Annotated in this window: 17 protein-coding genes and 1 pseudogene; 7 read left to right on the plus strand and 11 right to left on the minus strand. The window is 72.5% G+C overall.

The genetic code is table 11. The features are described 5' to 3' along the window. Window positions 1–24: 24 nt before the first annotated feature. Window positions 25–921: an oxygenase MpaB family protein gene (locus ABZU99_RS08090; protein WP_355944416.1), complete on the minus strand. Its 897-nt coding sequence runs from the start codon at window positions 919–921 to the stop codon at window positions 25–27. Between the two features lie 401 nt (window positions 922–1,322). Here ABZU99_RS08090 and ABZU99_RS08095 point away from each other — a divergent pair, with 401 nt between their 5' ends. Together ABZU99_RS08095 and ABZU99_RS08100 are read left to right on the plus strand one after the other, a co-directional pair. Next, window positions 1,323–2,066: a MerR family transcriptional regulator gene (locus ABZU99_RS08095; protein ID WP_355944419.1), complete on the plus strand. Its 744-nt coding sequence runs from the start codon at window positions 1,323–1,325 to the stop codon at window positions 2,064–2,066. Between the two features lie 103 nt (window positions 2,067–2,169). Then, a pseudogene (locus tag ABZU99_RS08100) lies at window positions 2,170–2,423 on the plus strand (LysR family transcriptional regulator); the annotation flags it as partial. Window positions 2,424–2,564: 141 nt separating this feature from the next. Here the strand turns inward: ABZU99_RS08100 and ABZU99_RS08105 are convergent. The 6 genes from ABZU99_RS08105 to ABZU99_RS08130 form a co-directional block, all read right to left on the minus strand. Beyond that, entirely contained in the window at window positions 2,565–4,745 is a 2,181-nt protein-coding gene (locus ABZU99_RS08105; protein ID WP_355944420.1) for a 3-hydroxyacyl-CoA dehydrogenase NAD-binding domain-containing protein, read from the minus strand. 60 nt (window positions 4,746–4,805) lie between these two features. Continuing rightward, window positions 4,806–6,020: an acetyl-CoA C-acetyltransferase gene (locus ABZU99_RS08110; RefSeq protein ID WP_356048610.1), complete on the minus strand. Its 1,215-nt coding sequence runs from the start codon at window positions 6,018–6,020 to the stop codon at window positions 4,806–4,808. A 70-nt stretch (window positions 6,021–6,090) separates the two neighbouring features. Then, complete coding sequence (locus tag ABZU99_RS08115; protein WP_355944422.1) at window positions 6,091–7,251, minus strand: CaiB/BaiF CoA-transferase family protein; 1,161 nt, start codon at window positions 7,249–7,251, stop codon at window positions 6,091–6,093. A gap of 159 nt (window positions 7,252–7,410) precedes the next feature. Continuing rightward, the gene (locus tag ABZU99_RS08120; protein ID WP_355944423.1) at window positions 7,411–7,800 is read right to left on the minus strand and encodes an MmcQ/YjbR family DNA-binding protein; all 390 of its coding nucleotides are present in this window, start codon (window positions 7,798–7,800) and stop codon (window positions 7,411–7,413) included. 23 nt (window positions 7,801–7,823) lie between these two features. Further along, complete coding sequence (locus ABZU99_RS08125) at window positions 7,824–9,293, minus strand: sialate:H+ symport family MFS transporter (protein WP_355944425.1); 1,470 nt, start codon at window positions 9,291–9,293, stop codon at window positions 7,824–7,826. Continuing rightward, window positions 9,290–10,228: a dihydrodipicolinate synthase family protein gene (locus ABZU99_RS08130; RefSeq protein ID WP_355944427.1), complete on the minus strand. Its 939-nt coding sequence runs from the start codon at window positions 10,226–10,228 to the stop codon at window positions 9,290–9,292. The genes ABZU99_RS08125 and ABZU99_RS08130 overlap by 4 nt, the downstream gene beginning before the upstream one ends. 175 nt (window positions 10,229–10,403) lie before the next feature. Here ABZU99_RS08130 and ABZU99_RS08135 point away from each other — a divergent pair, with 175 nt between their 5' ends. Then, window positions 10,404–10,907, plus strand: coding sequence for a DUF1203 domain-containing protein (locus tag ABZU99_RS08135; protein ID WP_355944429.1), 504 nt, complete (start codon window positions 10,404–10,406; stop codon window positions 10,905–10,907). A gap of 12 nt (window positions 10,908–10,919) precedes the next feature. Here the strand turns inward: ABZU99_RS08135 and ABZU99_RS08140 are convergent, their stop codons facing one another. Beyond that, entirely contained in the window at window positions 10,920–11,633 is a 714-nt protein-coding gene (locus ABZU99_RS08140; protein WP_355944431.1) for an endonuclease V, read from the minus strand. Between the two features lie 30 nt (window positions 11,634–11,663). Between ABZU99_RS08140 and ABZU99_RS08145 the strand changes: the two genes are divergently transcribed. Next, window positions 11,664–11,963, plus strand: a complete 300-nt coding sequence (locus tag ABZU99_RS08145; protein ID WP_355944433.1) for a YciI family protein — start codon at window positions 11,664–11,666, stop codon at window positions 11,961–11,963. Between the two features lie 795 nt (window positions 11,964–12,758). Then, window positions 12,759–12,986, plus strand: a complete 228-nt coding sequence (locus ABZU99_RS08150; protein ID WP_355944435.1) for a CDGSH iron-sulfur domain-containing protein — start codon at window positions 12,759–12,761, stop codon at window positions 12,984–12,986. Here ABZU99_RS08150 and ABZU99_RS08155 read toward each other — a convergent pair. Continuing rightward, complete coding sequence (locus ABZU99_RS08155) at window positions 12,983–14,527, minus strand: sigma-70 family RNA polymerase sigma factor (RefSeq protein WP_355944437.1); 1,545 nt, start codon at window positions 14,525–14,527, stop codon at window positions 12,983–12,985. The genes ABZU99_RS08150 and ABZU99_RS08155 overlap by 4 nt on opposite strands. Window positions 14,528–14,756: 229 nt before the next feature. Here ABZU99_RS08155 and ABZU99_RS08160 point away from each other — a divergent pair, with 229 nt between their 5' ends. Further along, entirely contained in the window at window positions 14,757–15,173 is a 417-nt protein-coding gene (locus ABZU99_RS08160) for an SsgA family sporulation/cell division regulator (RefSeq protein ID WP_355944439.1), read from the plus strand. A 36-nt stretch (window positions 15,174–15,209) separates the two neighbouring features. On the opposite strand, the gene ABZU99_RS08165 is transcribed toward ABZU99_RS08160, so the two are convergent. Both ABZU99_RS08165 and ABZU99_RS08170 read right to left on the minus strand, forming a co-directional pair. Continuing rightward, complete coding sequence (locus ABZU99_RS08165; protein WP_355944441.1) at window positions 15,210–15,890, minus strand: GPP34 family phosphoprotein; 681 nt, start codon at window positions 15,888–15,890, stop codon at window positions 15,210–15,212. Between the two features lie 228 nt (window positions 15,891–16,118). Further along, window positions 16,119–16,745 (minus strand): hypothetical protein, encoded by a 627-nt coding sequence (locus ABZU99_RS08170; RefSeq protein ID WP_355944443.1) that lies wholly within the window; start codon window positions 16,743–16,745, stop codon window positions 16,119–16,121. 241 nt (window positions 16,746–16,986) lie between these two features. On the opposite strand from ABZU99_RS08170, the gene ABZU99_RS08175 reads away from it, so the two are divergent. Beyond that, window positions 16,987–17,919, plus strand: a 933-nt coding sequence (locus ABZU99_RS08175) for a helix-turn-helix transcriptional regulator (RefSeq protein ID WP_356048616.1), incomplete at its 3' end; no start/stop codon positions are given.

The raw sequence follows: 17,919 nt of genomic DNA on the forward strand, positions 1-17,919 counted from the left end.
CGTGAGCGATGTGTCAGGGGTGGGTCAGCCGGGCTCCCGGCCCGACCCGTGGTCGGCGCGGGCGCGATGGCGCGCCTGACGCGCGAGGGGGAGGTAGCGCAGCCGCTCGGGCAGCAGCGGTACCAGGGCCCGTACGCACCAGCCGAACAGGCACAGCCTCCGCTCCTGCCCCGCACTCCACCTCAGCCCGATCGCCGCACGCGCGTCCGCCGGCATGAGCCCGACGGTCACAAAGGCACGGAAGCGGGCGAACGACGGCAGGAGTACCGGCCAGATGACGCGCAGCGCCCGCCGTACGAAGGGCGGGCCGTGGTCGGGCGGCGGCACGGAACGGTCGGCCGCGGCGAGCTCGCGCACGACGGCCGTCTGCTCCAGTTCCTCGCGCAGCACCCGCTGGTAGTACGGCCAGAACTCCTCGACCGACTGCGGCATGTCCCGGTCGTCGATGCCCAGCACCCGGCCGACCCGCAGCCACTCCGCGTACAGCTGCCGCTCCTCGGCCCGGGTGAAGGGCCGCCGGCCCAGATAGCGCTGCGCATGGCGGTAGACCGGGAAGCCGGTGGCGTGCACCCAGGCGTAGACGGGCGGGTCGAGCGCGCGGTAAGGGCGGCCATGGGCGTCGATCCCGCGGATGCCCTCGTGGAGCTCCCGCAGCCGGCGGCCCTCCGCCGCGGCCCGGTCCCCGCCGTACACCCACAGCTGCACGGACCGCAGCGAGCGCTCGCCACGTCCCCAGGGGTCGGTGTGGAAGACGGAGTACTGGTCCACGCCCGCGCCGACGGCCGGATGCGCCACCTGCATGGCCAGGGCGGCCGGGAGAGCGAGCACACTGCGCAGCTCCCCCGCGATGGACCACAGGATGCCGCCGGCGGGTGGCGGCTCGTGGCCCACGGGGCTGGGGCGGGGGCTGTGAACGCTCATCCGATCTGCGGGCCGCGGAGCCCGCCCTTTACGACTGCTCCGTACGTATTCCAGTATGCGACCTTGGGGCCCGCTCGTCGAAGGAGATCCGGCCGCTGAGGCCGGGCAGGGTGGCGCGCCTGCCGACTTGCCGCGGCATGTTCCGCACCCCCGCCGCGTCCACCGCGGCGTCGGCCTGCGAGCCCGAGGCCAGGTGGCCGCCTTCCCGGCGCATCCCGCTCCCCGTCGCCCGGTGCCGCTCCCGTTGTCGCACCTTCCTGCTCAAGCGCCGTACGGGCGGCGGCACAAGATGCCCACCCGGCTGCCGTAGGTACGGACGGAAGGTTTCACAGCGCTGATGAGACAGCAATACTGATGAACCTGTTGGCAGCAGCACCACACCGGAGAGCGAGGCGCGGCCGATGACCAACCCCGACACCGAGGAACCGACTCTTACCATCGACGAGCTGGCGGCCCGGGCCGGGGTGACCGTTCGTACGCTCCGCTTCTACGGCACCCGCGGTCTGCTGCCGCCGCCCGTGATCGGCCCGCGCCGCGTCGGCCACTACGGCGCCGAGCACCTCTCCCGGCTCGCGCTGATCGAACAGCTTCAGCACCACGGCATGACGCTCTCCGCCATCGAGCGCTATCTGGACCAGCTGCCGGAGGATCTGAGCCCGGACGACCTCGCGATCCACCGCGCCCTGGTCGCCTCCTGGGGGCCCGACGCACCGCGGGCGGCGAGCCGCGAGCAACTGGACCGGCGGGCCGGGCGCGAGCTGACCGAGGAGGACATCGACCGGCTGGCGGCCCTGGACGCGCTGGAGCGCACCGATGACCCGGACGCCTTCCGTATCGACCCCCGGGTGCTCCATTTGGGGCTGCGGCTGCTCGATGTGCCGATCGAGCTGGAGACGATACTCGAGGCCAACCGGGTCGTGCTGGAGCACACCCGCTCCGCGGCGCGGGAGTTGAGCCGGTTGTTCCGCGACGAGGTGTGGGGGCCGGAGCGCGACCATGAGTCCGGGGCCGGGGCCGAGCGGGTCAAGGCGAAGAAGTCACTGTCAGCCCATATGCAGCCGCTGGTGGTGCAGGCGCTGGTGATCGCCTTCCAGCGGTCGATGAAGCAGGAGCTACGGGCCTGGTACGGCCAGGACCTCGACTGACCCGACTCCCCTCAGGCCCTCGTCAGGCCCTCGTCAGGCCCCTGCCAGGCCCTCCGACAGGGCGGCGACGAGCTCCTCGGGGCGGGCGGCGGGGGCACCGAAGGCCCGGGATGTGCACACCATCATCGGGCTGGCGGCGTGCGGGGTGGGGGTGGGGCTCGGCCCGGCCTGTCTGCGGGTCGCCGCGCGGCCGGGCACCTGGGTGTGCGAGGTGAGCCCGCGCGCCGAACTGCCGGAGCTGGTGCTGTCCTTCCGCGCCCAGGACCGCTCCCCGTTCTGACGGTCTTCCTGGACACGACCCGTGAGCTGTGCCCCGGGGTGGGCAGGCAGCTCGACCGCCGCCTCAGCCCCCGCTGACGGGCCGGACCGGTCCGGTCCGGTCCGTCAGCGGCCGGGGCTAAGCGGTTACGGCGAAGTCAAGTGCTGATCCTTCTCGGCGTCCAAGCCCTCGGCCAGGCCGAACGGCGAGGGATCAGCGGCGAACTTCACCGCATCCGCTTAGTCCGTGAACCGCTCACCTCGCTCCGCCTTCTCCAGCAGCAGGGCGGGCGGAGCGAACCGTTCCCCGTAGGCCGACTCCAACTGGCGGGCCCGCGCCACGAACCCGGCCACGCCGCCCTCGTATCCGTTGATGTACTGCAGCACCCCGCCCGTCCAGCCGGGGAAACCGATGCCGAGGATCGAGCCGATGTTGGCGTCGGCGACGGAGGTCAGCACCCCCTCCTCCAGCAGCCGCACCGTGTCGATGGCCTCGCAGAACAGCATCCGCTCCCGCATGTCCTCGAACGGGATGCGGGTGCCGGCGCCGAAGTGCTCGCGCAGCCCCGGCCACAGCTTGGTGCGCTTGCCGGTGGTCTCCTCGTAGTCGTAGAAGCCGCCGCCGCCGCCGCGGCCGGGCCGCCCGAACTCCTCGACCATACGGTCGATGACCGCGTCGGCCGGGTGCGGCTGCCACTGGCCGCCCGCCTCCTCGGTCGCCCGCCGGGTCTCCTCGCGGATCTTGCGGGGGAGGGTGAGGGTCAACTCGTCCATCAGGGACAGCACCTTGGCCGGGTAGCCGGCCTGGGCCGCGGCCTGTTCGACGGAGGCGGGGTCGATGCCCTCCCCCACCATGGCCACGCCTTCGTTGATGAAGTGGCCGATGACGCGCGAGGTGAAGAAGCCGCGCGAGTCATTGACCACGATCGGGGTCTTGTTGATCTGCCGTACCAGGTCGAAGGCGCGGGCCAGCGCCTTGTCGCCGGTGCGCTCGCCCTTGATGATCTCGACCAGCGGCATCTTGTCGACGGGCGAGAAGAAGTGCAGTCCGATGAAGTCGTCGGCGCGCTGCACTCCCTCCGCGAGCGCGGTGATGGGGAGGGTGGAGGTGTTGGAGCACAGCAGCGCGTCCGGTGCGACGAGGGGCTCGATCTCCTGGAAGACCTTGTGCTTGAGGTCCGGGTCCTCGAAGACCGCCTCGATGACGGCGTCACAGCCCTCGAGGTCGCGCGGATCGGCGGTCGGGGTGATCCGGGCCAGCAGCGCGTCCCGCTTCGCCTCAGTGGTACGGCCCTTGGCGAGCGCCTTGGCCAGCAGCCCCTCGGAGTAGGCCTTGCCCTTGGCGGCGGCTTCCGCGGTCACGTCCTTGAGGACGACCTCGATGCCCGCCTTGGCGCACGAGTACGCGATGCCCGCGCCCATCATCCCGGCGCCCAGCACCGCGACCTTGCGGACCTGACGGGGCTCGATGCCCCGGGGCCGATTGGCACCGGAGTTGACCGCCTGCAGATCGAAGAAGAACGCCTGGATCATGTTCTTGGCGGTCTGGCCGATGACCAGCTCGGTGAAGTACCGGGCCTCGATGGTCTGCGCCGTCTCGAAATCGACCTGGGACCCCTCGACGGCGGCGGCGAGGATATTGCGCGGCGCCGGGTAGGGCGCGCCGTTCAGCTGCTTGCGCAGATTGGCGGGGAAGGCGGGGAGATTGACGGCGAACTTCGGGTTCGCCGGGGTGCCGCCCGGGATCCGGTAGCCCTTCTCGTCCCACGGCTGCCGCGACTCGGGGTGGGCATCGATGAACGCACGCGCACTGGTCAGCATCTCCTCCGGGGTGTCCACGACCTCGTGGACCAACCCCGCCTCCAGGGCGCGCCGGGGGCTGTACCGCGTCCCCTGGAGCAGCACCTTGAGGAGGGCGTCGGTGACGCCGAGCAGCCGTACGCTCCGGACGACACCGCCGCTGCCCGGCAGCAGCCCCAAGGTGACCTCGGGAAAGCCGATCCGCGAGCCGGGGGCGTCCAGGGCGATCCGGCGGTGGCAGGCGAGGGCGATCTCGAAGCCGCCGCCGAGCGCCGCGCCGTTGACCGCGGCGACGACGGGCTTGCCGAGGGTCTCGATCCGGCGCAGCCCGCGCTTGATACGGAGGTTCAGATCGAAGATCTGCTGGGCCTCCTCGGGACCGATCTTGATCATGTCCTTGAGGTCGCCGCCCGCGAAGAAGGTCTTCTTCGCGGAGGTGATGATGATGCCGCGGATCGACTCCGCCTCGGCTTCGGCGCGGTCGGCGATGGCGTCGAGGGAGGCGATGAATGCCGCGTTCATGGTGTTGGCGGACTGATCGGGATCGTCGAGGACGAGGGTGACGATGCCGTCCTCACCCTGCTCCCAGCGGATGGTCGAGGCGGTGGCGGAGTTGGTCATCTCACGGTCTCCAGGGGGATGGGAAGCGGAAGCGGGTCAGGAGGGTCGTCGGGCCGTGGTTCAGAGCCGCTCGACCACCGTCGCGATGCCCATCCCACCTCCCACGCACAGCGTCACCAGGCCGTACCGCTGCTCGCGCCGCTCCAGCTCGTCGATCAGCGTGCCGAGGATCATCGCGCCGGTCGCGCCCAGCGGATGGCCCATCGCGATCGCGCCACCGTTGACGTTGACCTTGTCCAGGCTCAGCCCCATGTCCTCCACGAAGCGCAGCACCACCGCCGCGAACGCCTCGTTGATCTCGACCAGGTCGATGTCCTCGATGGTCAGCCCGGCCTTGGCGAGCGCCTTGCGGGAGGCGGGGGCCGGGCCGGTGAGCATGATGGTGGGGTCGGCGCCGGAGACGGCGGCGGAGAGGATACGCGCGCGCGGCGTCAGCCCGAAGCGCTCACCGGCCTCGCGGTTGCCGATGGCGACGAGGGCCGCGCCGTCCACCATGCCGGACGAGTTGCCCGCGTGGTGGACATGGTCGATCTCCTCGATCCAGTGGTACTTCTGCAGCGCCACCGCGTCGAAGCCGCCCGCCTCGCCGATGGACGCGAACGAGGGCTTGAGGCCCGCCAGCGTCTCGGGGGTGGTGCCGGGGCGGATGTGCTCGTCGCGGTCGAGGACGGTCAGCCCGCTGCGGTCGCGGACCGGGACCACGGAGCGGTCGAAGAGGCCGTCCTTCCAGGCGCGCGCCGCCCGCTCCTGCGAGAGCGCGGCGAAGGTGTCGACGTCATGGCGGCTGTAGCCGCCGATGGTGGCGATGAGGTCGGCGCCGATGCCCTGCGGTACGAAACCGGTCTCGTAGTTGGTCATCGGGTCCGCGAACCAGGCTCCGCCGTCGGAGCCCATCTTCACGCGCGACATCGATTCGACACCGCCCGCGAGCACCAGGTCCTCCCAGCCGGAACGGACCTTGGCCGCCGCCAGATTGACGGCCTCCAGACCCGAGGCACAGAAGCGGTTCTCCTGGACGCCCGCGACCGTGTCCGGAAGACCGGCCGCGATGGCCGCCACCTTGGCGATGTCGGAGCCCTGGTCGCCGAGCGGGCTGACGACGCCGAGCACGACATCGTCGATCGCCGCGGGATCCAGCTCGGGAAACCGCCGCCGGATCTCGTGGATGAGGCCGACGACGAGATCGACGGGCTTGGTGCCGTGCAGGGCGCCGTCGGCCTTGCCGCGCCCGCGCGGGGTGCGGATGGCGTCGTATACGTACGCTTCGGTGCTCACGGGTGCGGCCTTTCCAGGGGTGAGGTCGGGGAGGGAGGGCTCAGTCGGCCGGCAGCGGGCGGTGGGAGTGTCATGAAGGACCCTCCTCGGGGAGGGAGACGCCCCATTCGCGGGCCACCTCGGCGGCGCCCGCACCGGGCCGGGCGGGCGGGCGGCGCACCTCGCCCGGGGTCGCGGAGAAGCGCGGGGCGGGCGCGGGCTGGGTGACCCCGTCATGGTCCACGAAGGTGGAGCGGGCGGCAAGATGCGGATGGGCCGGGGCCTCACGCAGCGACAGTACGGGCGCGACACAGGCGTCGGAACCGGCGAACACGGCCGTCCACTCCTCGCGGGTGCGCTGCTTGAAGCGGGCGGCGATGGCGGCGCTCAGGGCGCCCCAGCTGTCGAAGTCGTCCCGGGCCGGGGCCTGGTCGGCGATCCCGAGGAGCCCGATGAACTCCTCGTAGAACTTGCGCTCCAGCGCGCCGACCGCCATATAGCCGCCGTCGGCGGTCTCATAGGTGCCGTAGAAGGGGCAGCCGCCGTCGAGGAGATTGGCGCCGCGCCGGTCCTGCCAGCCCCCCGCCGCCATCATGCCGTGGATGACGGCGGTCAGATGCGCGGTGCCGTCGACGATCGCGGCGTCCACGACCTGCCCGGGTCCGCCCGCGCGGGTGTGCTGGAGGGCGGCGAGGACGCCGATGACGAGATAGAGCGAGCCGCCCGCGTAGTCCCCGAGGAGGTTGGCGGGGGCGACGGGCGGGCCGCCGGACGCGCCGATCATGCCGAGGGCGCCGGTGACGGCGATATAGCCGATGTCGTGCCCGGCGGACTCGGCGAGCGGGCCCTGCTGGCCCCAGCCGGTCATCCGGCCGTAGACGAGCTTCGGGTTACGGGCCAGGCATGCGTCCGGGCCGACGCCGAGGCGCTCGGCGACCCCCGGGCGGTAGCCCTCGATCAGGATGTCGGCACGCTCGACGAGGTCGAGGACGGCGGCCACGCCGCGCTCGGACTTCAGATCGAGCAGCACCGAGCGCTTGTTGCGGTTCGCGAGGTCGTAGTCCGGCTCGATCCGCAGTCCTCCGGTGCCGCCGGGCCGGTCGACACGGACGACATCGGCACCGAGGTCGGCCAGGACCATGGCGGCGAACGGCCCCGGCCCGATCCCGGCGAGCTCCACCACCCGCACCCCGGCCAGCGGGCCGGCCACCGCCGTCCCGTCCTGTGCCGCCCCGTCCGTCGTCGCCGCCATCCCGTCCCCAACCTTGTGACACTACTGCTGTAACACCGCTGATGCTAAGAATGGCCCCGGTATTGCACAAGCCCCCCGGCGGGTCTGTGGACAGCGAAAACCCCTGGCCCGGCAGGTATTTGCCCGCCGGAGCCACGAGGGGGGCCGGGTGTGGCGCCGTCAGCCCGCGTCGAGCTCCGCGATCAGCTTCTTGGGGGCGATGGCCCGGTAGCTCTCCTCGACCCAGTCACACAGCAGGTCGGCCCCGGGCGCACCCTCGCCGAGCGGTATGGACACCCAGCCCGCCCGGCCCAGCCCGTACCCGGCGGGCGCCGCGCCGGGGGCGGACATCGCATGCTCGTGCGCCTTCTCGTCCCTCAGCTTGACGGTGACACCGGGCGGTCGGCCGCCCTCGCCCTCTCCGCCACCCTCGCCCAGGAAGACGAAGATCTTCTTATTGACCTTGACCACGCTCTCGCCCCAGGGGAAGTCCTCATAGGCGCCGGGCAGCCCGAGCGCGAAATCGCGCACCGCGCCCCGTACGCGCAGTGGGTCCTTCAACGCGGCCATCGGCTCCTCCGGGGGTCGTACCTCTAACTGGCCTTCTCCACGCTAGCCTCCGCCACTGACAACGGCCGTCCGGGCACGAGATGGTCCTCGTTCGCCTCCGGGTCGGTCAGCCGGCCCAGCCGGCGCGGCACATCGGCGCCGACCAGCACGATCACCACCAGCGTCAGCCCGAAGGTGAGCACCGCCAGCGCCCGTCCGAGTGACATGCCCTGACCGGCGGCTGCCAGATTCGCGCCGAGCACCGGTGCCACCGCGCCGCCGAGCGCCCCGGTGTTGTAGACGAAGCCGAGCGAGGCGGCCCGGCTCCCGATCGGGAAGTGGCCCGCGATGTACTTGGGCAGGATGCCGGAGATCCCCTGACTCAGCGCGAGCAGGAAGAACAGCAGCACTCCCAGCCCGACCAGGCTGTCCCGCACCGCGAAGACCGGGAAGACGAAGGCCAGCGAGGCGAGCAGGGTGCAGGCGTAGGCGCGCCGGGTGCCGAGCCAGTCGCCCGCGAAGCCCGCGAGCCAGCAGCCGAACATGGTCCCGAATCCGGCATAGAACATCGCATCCGTGACCTCGCCCGGCGCATACCCCAGCTCCGTCTTCAGATAGGTCGGCAGCAGCGCCTGGATCGGCCAGCTGTAGAGGAACGCGCAGAAGACGGTGCACGTCAGCGCCACATACAGCGGCCAGCGGCGCCGCCCGCCCAACTGTGCCGCAAAGGCGAACAGGCACCCCGCCGCCAGCAGCGACAACGGCCAGCGCAGCCCCTCCCCCAGCGGGGTGAAGACGCAGAACAGCGCGGCGCTCGCGGTCACGGCCAGCGCGATGTTGGCACAGGCTCGGCGGCGCCCGGCGAACAGCGGCCGGAAGGGGTTCGGCCGCGCCCCCCTCTCCGCCACCTCCTCGTCCCAGTCCCCGGCCTCCGGGAGCGCACGCCGCACCCACAGCGCCACCAGGACCGGAGCCACGCCGATCCAGAACATCCAGCGCCAGCCCCAGTGCGGGACCACCCACTCGTAGAGCTCGGAGGCGATGATCGTGCCGCCCGCGTAGCCCGAGATGAGGAAGCCGGAGGCGCGGTTGCGCAGCCGCGCGGGCCAGCTCTCCAGGACGTAGGTCGCGCTCGCGCTGTACTCACCAGCCATGCCCATGCCAATCACTAGGCGGGCCGTGAACAGGCTGATGTAGTTCCAGGCGAAGCCGCACGCGAAGGTGCCGAGCGAGTACAGCAGAATGGAGACGATCATCGCCGGTTTGCGTCCGTAGCGGTCCCCCAGCGCGCCGAGCAGCGCCCCGCCGAGCCAGCGGGTGATGAACGCGCCCGAGATCAGGCTCGCCGCCGACGCCGTGCTCAGATCGAACTCATCGGCTATCTCGGTCAGCACGAGCGTGATCAACACGAAGTCGAAACCATCGAGCAGATAGCCGATCCACGCGGCGAACATCGACTTCCACTGGCCCGAGGAGACCTCCCGGTACCAGGGCGCGGCGGCGGCGTCGGTCACGGCAACAGCCCCCCGTCCTCGAGGATTTGACGTACGGTCTTGACCGCCGCGTCACCCAGCGGCACCTGGGGGGCGGCGGTGGCCGGGCAGTCGATGACACCGAGCAGATGCAGCGCGGCCTTGAAGCCGCCGAGCCCCGAGGAGCTGCCGCCCATCAGGGCCGGATCCCCGGCGTCGGTGATGGCGAAGAGCGCGGCCAGCCGGTCCTGTTCGGCCGCGGCGTGCTCCCAGCGGCCGGCCCGTGCGTGGTCGTACAGCCGGACGAAGCCCGCCGGATCGACATTGGCCAGGCCCGGTACGACTCCCTGGGCACCGGCCAGCAGCGCGCCGTCCACGGCGAGTTCGGAGCCGGTGAGCACGGAGAACGACCCGCCCAGGCCACGGCGGCGGACCTCCACGAGCAGCCGGCGCAGCGCCCCCTCGTCCCCACTGCTGTCCTTGAGCCCGGCGAGCGTGCCGTCGACGGCCAGCGGAAGGACGATCGCGGGCGTCAGCTTGGAGTGGACGGCGACGGGGATGTCGTACGCGAACAGCGGCAGCCCGGCGACGACGCTCAGCCGCCGGAAGTGGTCGGCGATCTCCACCGGGTGGGTGCGGGTGTAGAACGGCGCGGTCGCCACGATCCCGTCCGCACCCAGCTCTGCGGCGGTCCGGGCATGGTTCAGGACCCGCTCGGTCGTCATGTCGATCACCCCGGCGAGCACCGGCACCCGGCCGTCCGTCACCTCGATGACCGTCGTGAGCACCTTATGGCGGCGACGGTCGTCCATATAGGCGGCCTCACCGCTGGAGCCGAGTGCGAACAGGCCACTCACGCCCGCGCCGATCAGCCGCTCGACGAGGACGGTGAGGGACCGTGTGTCGACCTCACCCGTCGGGGTGAGCGGGGTGCACAGGGGCGGAATGACACCGGTGAGCGGAGCCGGAAGACTCATGGCGACCCAGCTTTCTGCGGATCAGGGCATTACGGACGTGGGATGTCCTGTGTTCGGGGCCGAATCTGACGGAGCACCAAGCGTACTGTCAAGTATTTCGCCACCGGCTGTTTCGCCCCAGCGCCCCGTCCGAATCCCGCCGGCGCCCGGGCCATCCGCGGACGAGCATGAACACATGAGCTACGAGGACCAAAACGTGTACGAGATCCGGGCCCTCCCGCCCGAGGTGGCCAAGCAGCTGCGGGCCGGCGACGACGCGGGCAACCCCCCGCGTCTGGTGGCGGAAGGCGCGGAAGGCGGCAATCCGCTGCGCTGCTGTCTGGGCCGGAGCCGGCCGTACGAGACCATCGCGCTCGTCTCCTACGCCCCGCTGCGCCGCTGGGCCGACGAGACCGGGGCCACCCCCGGCCCCTACAGCGAGGTGGGCCCCGTCTTCATCCACCCGGACGAGTGCGACGGCTGGACGGGGCCCGGCTTCCCCGAGGGCATCCGCGGCCTGCGGCGGGTGCTGCGGGCGTACTCCGCCGAGGGCAGCATCCTCAGCGGACTGCTGCTCGACGGCGGCGACACGACGATCGAGGAGGGGCTGGCCGAGCTCTACCGGGATCCGCGAGTGGCGGCGGTGCATGTGCGCGCGGTCGAGTTCGGCTGCTTCGTGGCCGAGACGCGGCGGATCTGACGGCGGCCGCGCTCAGGGACGCGTATCCGCGAGAGCCCGGCGGCACAGCGCGTCGGCTCGCCGTGTCGTCTCGGGCTGCCGGTAGTCGCGGGCCAGGTGGAGCGTGTACGCACAGGCGTCCGCGATGCCCACCCGGTGACCGACCGAGACGAACACCGGCTTCACCCCGTCCTGGGTCCGCAGGGCGCGGCCGACCTCCTCGTCCCCGTCGAGCAGCGGCGACCAGTCGCCACGGCGCGGGCCGGGCGTGTCATGGCGGAAGGTGAAGGGGTTCTTGGCCACGCCGATGGTGGGCAGTCCGGTGAGCACCCCCAGATGGCTGGCCAGCCCGAAGCGGCGGGGGTGAGCGAGGCCGTAGCCGTCACAGATCACCAGGTCGGGGCGGTGGCCGAACCGGTCCAGCGCGCCGAGCGCGTCCAGTACAGCCGGGATCTCACGGAACGCCAGCAGACCCGGTATGTACGGGAAGGCGACCCGGCCGACCGCCGTGGCCTCCCCCACGACGGCGAGACTCCGGGCGTCCAGCGCGACGGCGGCGGCCGCGACCACGCCGCGGTCGTCGTCGTACGCCACGTCCACCCCGACGACCTCGCCCTCCCCCGGCTCGGGCACCTCGCCCCCGGCCACGACAGACGCCCGCAACCGCTCCTGGACGGCGATCGCCTCGGCCTCGGTGGTAGGCCAGTCGCGGGGCGTGTCGGACGGTGGATCGACGGCACTGGTCATGGTGCGGCCCACGTTACTAGCCTGCCGATCATGTTCGTACTGGAGCTGACCTACACCGCACCCCTCGACCGCATCGACGCCGCCCTCCCCGAGCACCTCGCCTGGGTCGACGCCCACTTCGCCACCGGCGCCTTCCTCGCCTCCGGCCCCAAGCAGCCGCGCGACGGCGGAATCATCCTGGCCCTCGGAGACGACCGCACCAAGATCGAGGAGATGGTGGCCAGCGACCCCTTCACCGTCGCGGGTGTGGCGGAATACACCGTCACGGAATTCCTCGCCACGAGGACGGCACCGACGCTGGAGGAACACCGCCAGCAGCGGCCGTCCTGACGGGTGGTGGGGGCGCGGGCGCCGCGCCGGGGCGGTCAGGCGCGGTGCGCGCCTGACCGACCCCGCCGGCGCGGCGCCTTGGCCCGGCCGCCCGTCCGCACGGCGGCCCGCCGGCCCCGCCGAGCGGTACCTGTCCGCAGGGTGGGTACTGCTGCCCAGCCAGGCGGGGCCAGTGGCTCACCGCCCCCGAGGCGGCACGCGCACCGGCAACCGCCTCCCACGCGTGGCGGTGGCCGCGGCACGCCGGCGCAGCGGACCGCGCCCCCTGCCACGACCAGCACCAAGCCGGGCCCGACCCGACAGCAACACGCCGACGACCCACCACCCAGCCGGACACCGCGAGTCGCTCACCGCCCCCCGAGGCGGCACGCGCACCGGCAACCGCCTCCCACGCGTGGCGGTGGCCACAGCACACCGGCACAGCGGACCGCACCCCCTGCCACGACCAGCACCAAGCCGGGCCCGACCCAACAGCAACACGCCGACGACCCACCACCCAGCCGGACACCGCGAGTCGCTCACCGCCCCCGAGGCGGCACCCGCCCCGGCAATCGAGAGGGCACCCGATACTGCGGACGCCTCGGCGCCCCCCGGCGGCAGCCGATGGCCGGGACGAGCCCGGCCGCTCCCGCCGGTGAGGTGGGCCGTTCAGTCCGCCCGGGTCACCTCAAGGCGGGCTATGCGGCCCCTTTCGCCTGCTGCCCAGCAGGCGCGGTCACGGGTGCAGGTGACCGTGTCGTACGAGCCGTCGCCGAAATCGTCCGACGGTGCACGTCCGGCGCGCTGCGGTACCGGATGGCCAACGGCCAGACGGAGCAGCCCAGCCGCCCCACCGCGCTCGCCCGGACCGGCTCCGGGCAGATCCTGGTCCGCGGCGATCTGCTGATCGAGACCGCGGACGGCCCCCGCAAGGAGACCCGCGCCACCTTGTGCGGCTGCGGGGCCAGCCGTAACGACCCGTACTGCGATGGGTCCGGCCCGTGCGGGAACGCCGTCCGCGGCTGTGGAGGTCCCCGGTCCTAACGGCTGACGCAGACCCGGACCAGCAGCGACACACAGTCCTGGTCGTCGGAGGACGACGCGGTCGGCCTCGGCGTGGCCCGGTCGGTCGGCTTCTCGGTCGGCTTCTCGGTCGGCTCATCCGCCGGCGTGTCGCTCGGCTGCGGCTGCTGCGCGTCCGATGTGCTGCCCCCGTCCGTCGGCTGCCCTGTCGGCTCGTCCGTCGGAGCGTGCGAGGGCTTACCCGACCCGGACGAAGACGGTGAAGAGGGTGAAGAGGGTGAAGAGGGTGAAGAGGGTGAAGAGGGCGATGCGGGTGAAGACGGCCGCGACGAGGGCGAACTGGACGATGACGGGGAAGACGACGGCGCGCCCGACCGCGAGGGGGACACGGCGCTCGACGGCACATCCGTCGGCGAGTGCCCCGTGGGCGTACCCGACCCGGACGCCCGGTTCCGCGATGCCTCTCCCGGCGCACCCGGGTGCCGCGAGGACGCTTCGGACGCGGAAGACGTCGCGGACGCGGCGGACGACTCACCCGAACCCGAACCCGAACCCGGAGCCGAGCCGGACGAACCGCCGGAACCCCACGGCTTCATCGGCGCCGATGCCGCCGCCGGCTGCTCCGCCTCCGCCTTCGCCGGGCCGCCGTCCGTCAGCGTCAGCCCCGCGGCGACCGCCGCCCCGGCGACGACCAGCACACCGACGCCGGCCACCGTGGCCGCGACCGGCCCCGCCTGGCGCACCTGCCCGCGTATGAGGTGGTGCACGGAGCGGCGCGAGGAGAGGAGCGGCCCGCCCGCGGGGGCCGCATGTGCGGCGCCGAACGCCACGGTCGCCGCGCCGGCGGCACCGAGCACCCCGGCGGCGGCCAGCGGCGCCAGGCACCGGGCCGTGCCCCGGTCATGAAGGGCCAGCAGCGCCGGCCCGGTCAGCGCGGGCAGCCGGTCGTCGGCCGCCACCAGCTGCTCCATCCGGTCCCGGCAGTCGGCGCAGCCGTCGATGTGCACCGCGACCTGCTCGGCCTCGTGCGGGGAGTCCGCGCCCCGCACATGTCCGGGCAGCCGCTCCCAGCAGCCGCCGCAGGCCGCGCTCGCCGGCGTGCCGGGCTGGGCGCGCAAGAACTCCTGACGCACGATCTGCCGCGCCCGGTCCACCAGGGCCGCCGCGTCGTCCGCGCTCGCACCCGTGCGCCGCGCCACGCCCTCCGGCAACAGCCCGTCCACCTCCGCGAGCCACAGCGCCGTGAGCCACCGCTGCGGCAGCTCCTCAAGGACCCGTACCAGCGGCTCGAGATATGACGCCCGCTGCGGCGGTCCCCAGCACGCCGCCACGGCGGAGAGCCCGCGCACGGCGCTCGTCAGCTGGGCCGGGATGGCATCGGCGCCCACCTCATCGCCCGCGCGCAGTCGCCGCCAGACGCGGTAGTACGCCTCGGCAGCGAGATCCCCCGCCGTCCAGGGATTACCGGTGAGGGTTCGGGCATATCCGACAAGGCGCGGGTATTCGGCTTCGTAGATTCGGGTGCAGGCGGCCGCGTCCGGCGCCGCGAAACCTTCGGTCATGGTGGAACAACCCCTGGGGTGGGTATCTCGTCGCGGTCCGGAGTTTTGTAACAGCTCCGCACGGCGCCGAGACCTTGCATGGATTTCGCAAGCCTAAATGCCGTATGTCCCCTCGAAAACTCGGTCGTGATGTACGTCACGTGTGCCGTGGGTGCACTGCCCTCCTCACCCGTACGTCTTAACGGTCGTAAGAGGCATGCAAGCCGCCACGATCGCAAGGGAGTCGGCGTTGACCACTGTCATCGATCAAGCCGTCCAGGCCCATCTCATCGCGTCGACGCCCGAGGCACGCGCCATCCCGGCTTGCCTGCGCTACGAACGTGACGACCCCTTCGCCGTCCGGATCTCCTTCCCGCCCGCGGCGTCGCTCGACGGCTCCGCGGTGGAGTGGACGTTCGGGCGTGAGCTGCTCGCGGCCGGGCTGCGGGGGCCCGCGGGCAGGGGCGATGTGCAGATGTGGCCGTGCGGGCCGCACCGCACGGTGCTGGAGTTCTACGCCCCGGAGGGCATGGCCATGGTCCAGTTCGCCACCGGCGACCTCCTGAGATTCCTCGGCCGCTCGTACGCCATCGTCGCCGAGGGCAGCGAGAGCGGAGAGCTCGACCTGGACAACGGTCTGACGTCGCTGCTGAACGACGCCCCTTAGCCGCGCGGGTCCGGCCCGCGGGCCGCCCTGTGCCTGTCAGTTGTTGATCGCGGACGTTGTCGCCGCCAGCATCGCCGTGGTGACGGCGGCGGCGAGCGCCGTCCGCACCTGGGCGATCACCTTCTCCAACGCCGACCCCACGCCCTGGCAGCGCTCCCCCAGTTCGATGATCCGGTCCTTGCGCACCTTGGCGTCCGTGGCCGTCACCACGGTGCGCAGCTCGCCCGCCGCCGCGAGGGCTACCAGTGCCGCCTCCCGTTCGGGCACCTCGGCCACGGGCTGCCCGCCGTGCAGGACGCCCACGACCTCGTCCCGCATTCCGGCCACCGCGTCGGCCCGCTCCAGCGTGTACTCCCTGGCCGGGAACAGCCCCAGGACGCGCCGTCCCGACGAGCGCAGATACCCGGCCGCCACCATCTGGTCGCGGACCGCGTGCTCGGTCAACCGCGGCTGATGTCCGACCCAGGTCTGCCAGGTGCGGGGACGGGACTCGCCGATCAGTTCCAGCAGCCCGTCCAGGGCCGGGTCCCCGGTGCCGGCGTCGGGGACCGGACAGGGCCTGCCGTCCGCGTCGGTGAGCATCCCGCGCTGGACGAGTTCGGTGAGGGCCGCGGCCCGTACGAGATAGCCGGTGTGGGCGCCGGTGGGCTTGCCGGTCCGGGGGTCGTAGGTGAGCAGGTAGAGCGAGGCGGCGAGGGAGAGCGGACCGTGCGGCACGGGATCCTCCGGCGGTCGGGTGTCCGGTGGGCGGCCCTCCCGACCCTAACGGCCATGGGGGATCTCTACGGCACAGGGCCACGCCCGGGGCGGGACGGATACGCACCCCCCGCGTGCGTGTGCGTATCCGCCGCTCCCGGGCGCGGCCCTGTGCCGATGTCTGTGCCGATGCCTGTGCCGTGACGGCCGGCGTGACGGCCGGCCTTACGGCCGTCGTTACAGCCGTCGTTACGGCTGGTAGAGCTTGACCACAGCCGTGGTGGTGGTCCGCTTGAAGTCGGCCACCGGAGCCTGGTCGTAGCCGCCCATCTCGCCCCACTGGACGACGGTCACGGTCCGCCCGTCGCGTCCCACCCCGTAGAGGTGGATGCCCGGCTCCGCGTCCGGGTACGTGGTGTGGACCCCGTAGACATGGGCGCCGTCCTCGGCCGCGAGCGCGCCGTAGTCCCGCCACGAGGCGGTGCCCTGCGGGAAGTCGTGCTGCCAGTCGGCGGCGCAGTTCCGGATCTTGGTCTCGGCCGCCGCGGCGAGCTTGCGGGCGGCCTCCACCGTGCCGGTCCTGATCACGATCTGGCTCGCGTTCGTGTCGTACTCGGTCCAGAAGTCGCGGTGCGTCGCTCCTGCGCTCGGCAGGGTGTTCTCGACGCAGAACGGCACGTTCTCGGGCAGGCCCTTGGTGGCATCACCGGCGTACCAGTCCGACGCCGGATGCGGGGGCAGCTCCTTCGGCACCAGATGGGCGGGCGTGCTCTGGACCGCCGCCTGGGCCGGACCGCTCCCGGCCACGGCCACGGCGACGGCCGCGGCCACGACGCCGAGGCCGGCGGCGCGGAGTGAGTGCTGGAGCATGCGCATGAGGTGTGTCCTCGTCTCTTCACTGGGTCTGCGAACGGGTGCCGTCGCACCGGTGAGGCCGCGTCGGCAGGTCCCCAGCGTGTGCGCCGCCGGACCGCGTCCGCTACGGCAAGCGTGGCATCCGGGACGCTGGAACGCCTGCACGTACGCTGACTTGGGGGTATGACAACACCCTGGAACGCGCTCGCGGGAAGCTCGCGGGACGATATCGCGGTGCCGGGGAAGAATAGGGGGTGGTCCCGTGGGGAGATCCGAAGAGGCCGAGCGCTTCGCGGAGGCGCTGCGCGGGCTGAAGGACCGCTCGGGCCGCAGCTACGGCTCGCTGGCCACGCGACTGCATGTCAGCACGTCCACGCTGCACCGCTACTGCAACGGGGACGCGGTACCGGCCGACTACGGACCGGTGGAGCGCTTCGCCCGGCTGTGCGGAGCCACCCCGGATGAACTGATCGCCCTCCACCGCCGCTGGATCCTTGCCGACGCGGCCAGACGCCGCGCGAGCGCCGAGCGCGGGGCGAGGGCGCGCAGGGGGCGGCCGTCGTCGTCCGACGACGGGCCCGGCGCCGGCGCGTCGCCACCGTCGGCTGCCGCACACCACGCCGTCGAGCCCGGCCGCGCGGTCCCGCCCAGTGCCTCGTTCGGCGCGCCTGACACCGGGGCGCTCCCCGGCGACGACCCCGGACCGTCCGCCTCCGGACCGGGCGCGGCATCCAAGGCGGCTGCCACGCACCAGCACGAGCCCGGCACCGTGGCCGACGACCACCCGGGACGGCCGGCCTCCGCATACGGCAGGGACGGCAGGGACGGCAGCGGCGAGCCACCCCGCACGGCCACGTCGTACGAGCAGCCGATCGCCGACGCTCGGTCAGGCGACCGCGATCCCTTGCCGGGACGGTGGGTACCGCCGAACGGCGACCCGGACCGCAAGGCCGGAGCCACGGATCAGACCTCGTCCGGCGGCGACATGGCGGGCCGCACCGGCGACGGCGAGGCCCCGTCCGCCCCGTCCGCGGCGGCCGGGGAGGCCGGAGAGGCCGGAGAGGCCGGAGAGGCCGGAGAGGCCGGAGAGGCCGAGGACGCCGAGGACGCCGAGGACGCCGAGGACGCCGAGGACGCCGAGGACGCCGAGGACGCCGAGGACGCCGAGGACGCCGAGGACGCCGAGGACGCCGAG

Source organism: Streptomyces sp. NPDC005266, from assembly GCF_040607655.1.
Lineage (GTDB): Bacteria > Actinomycetota > Actinomycetes > Streptomycetales > Streptomycetaceae > Streptomyces.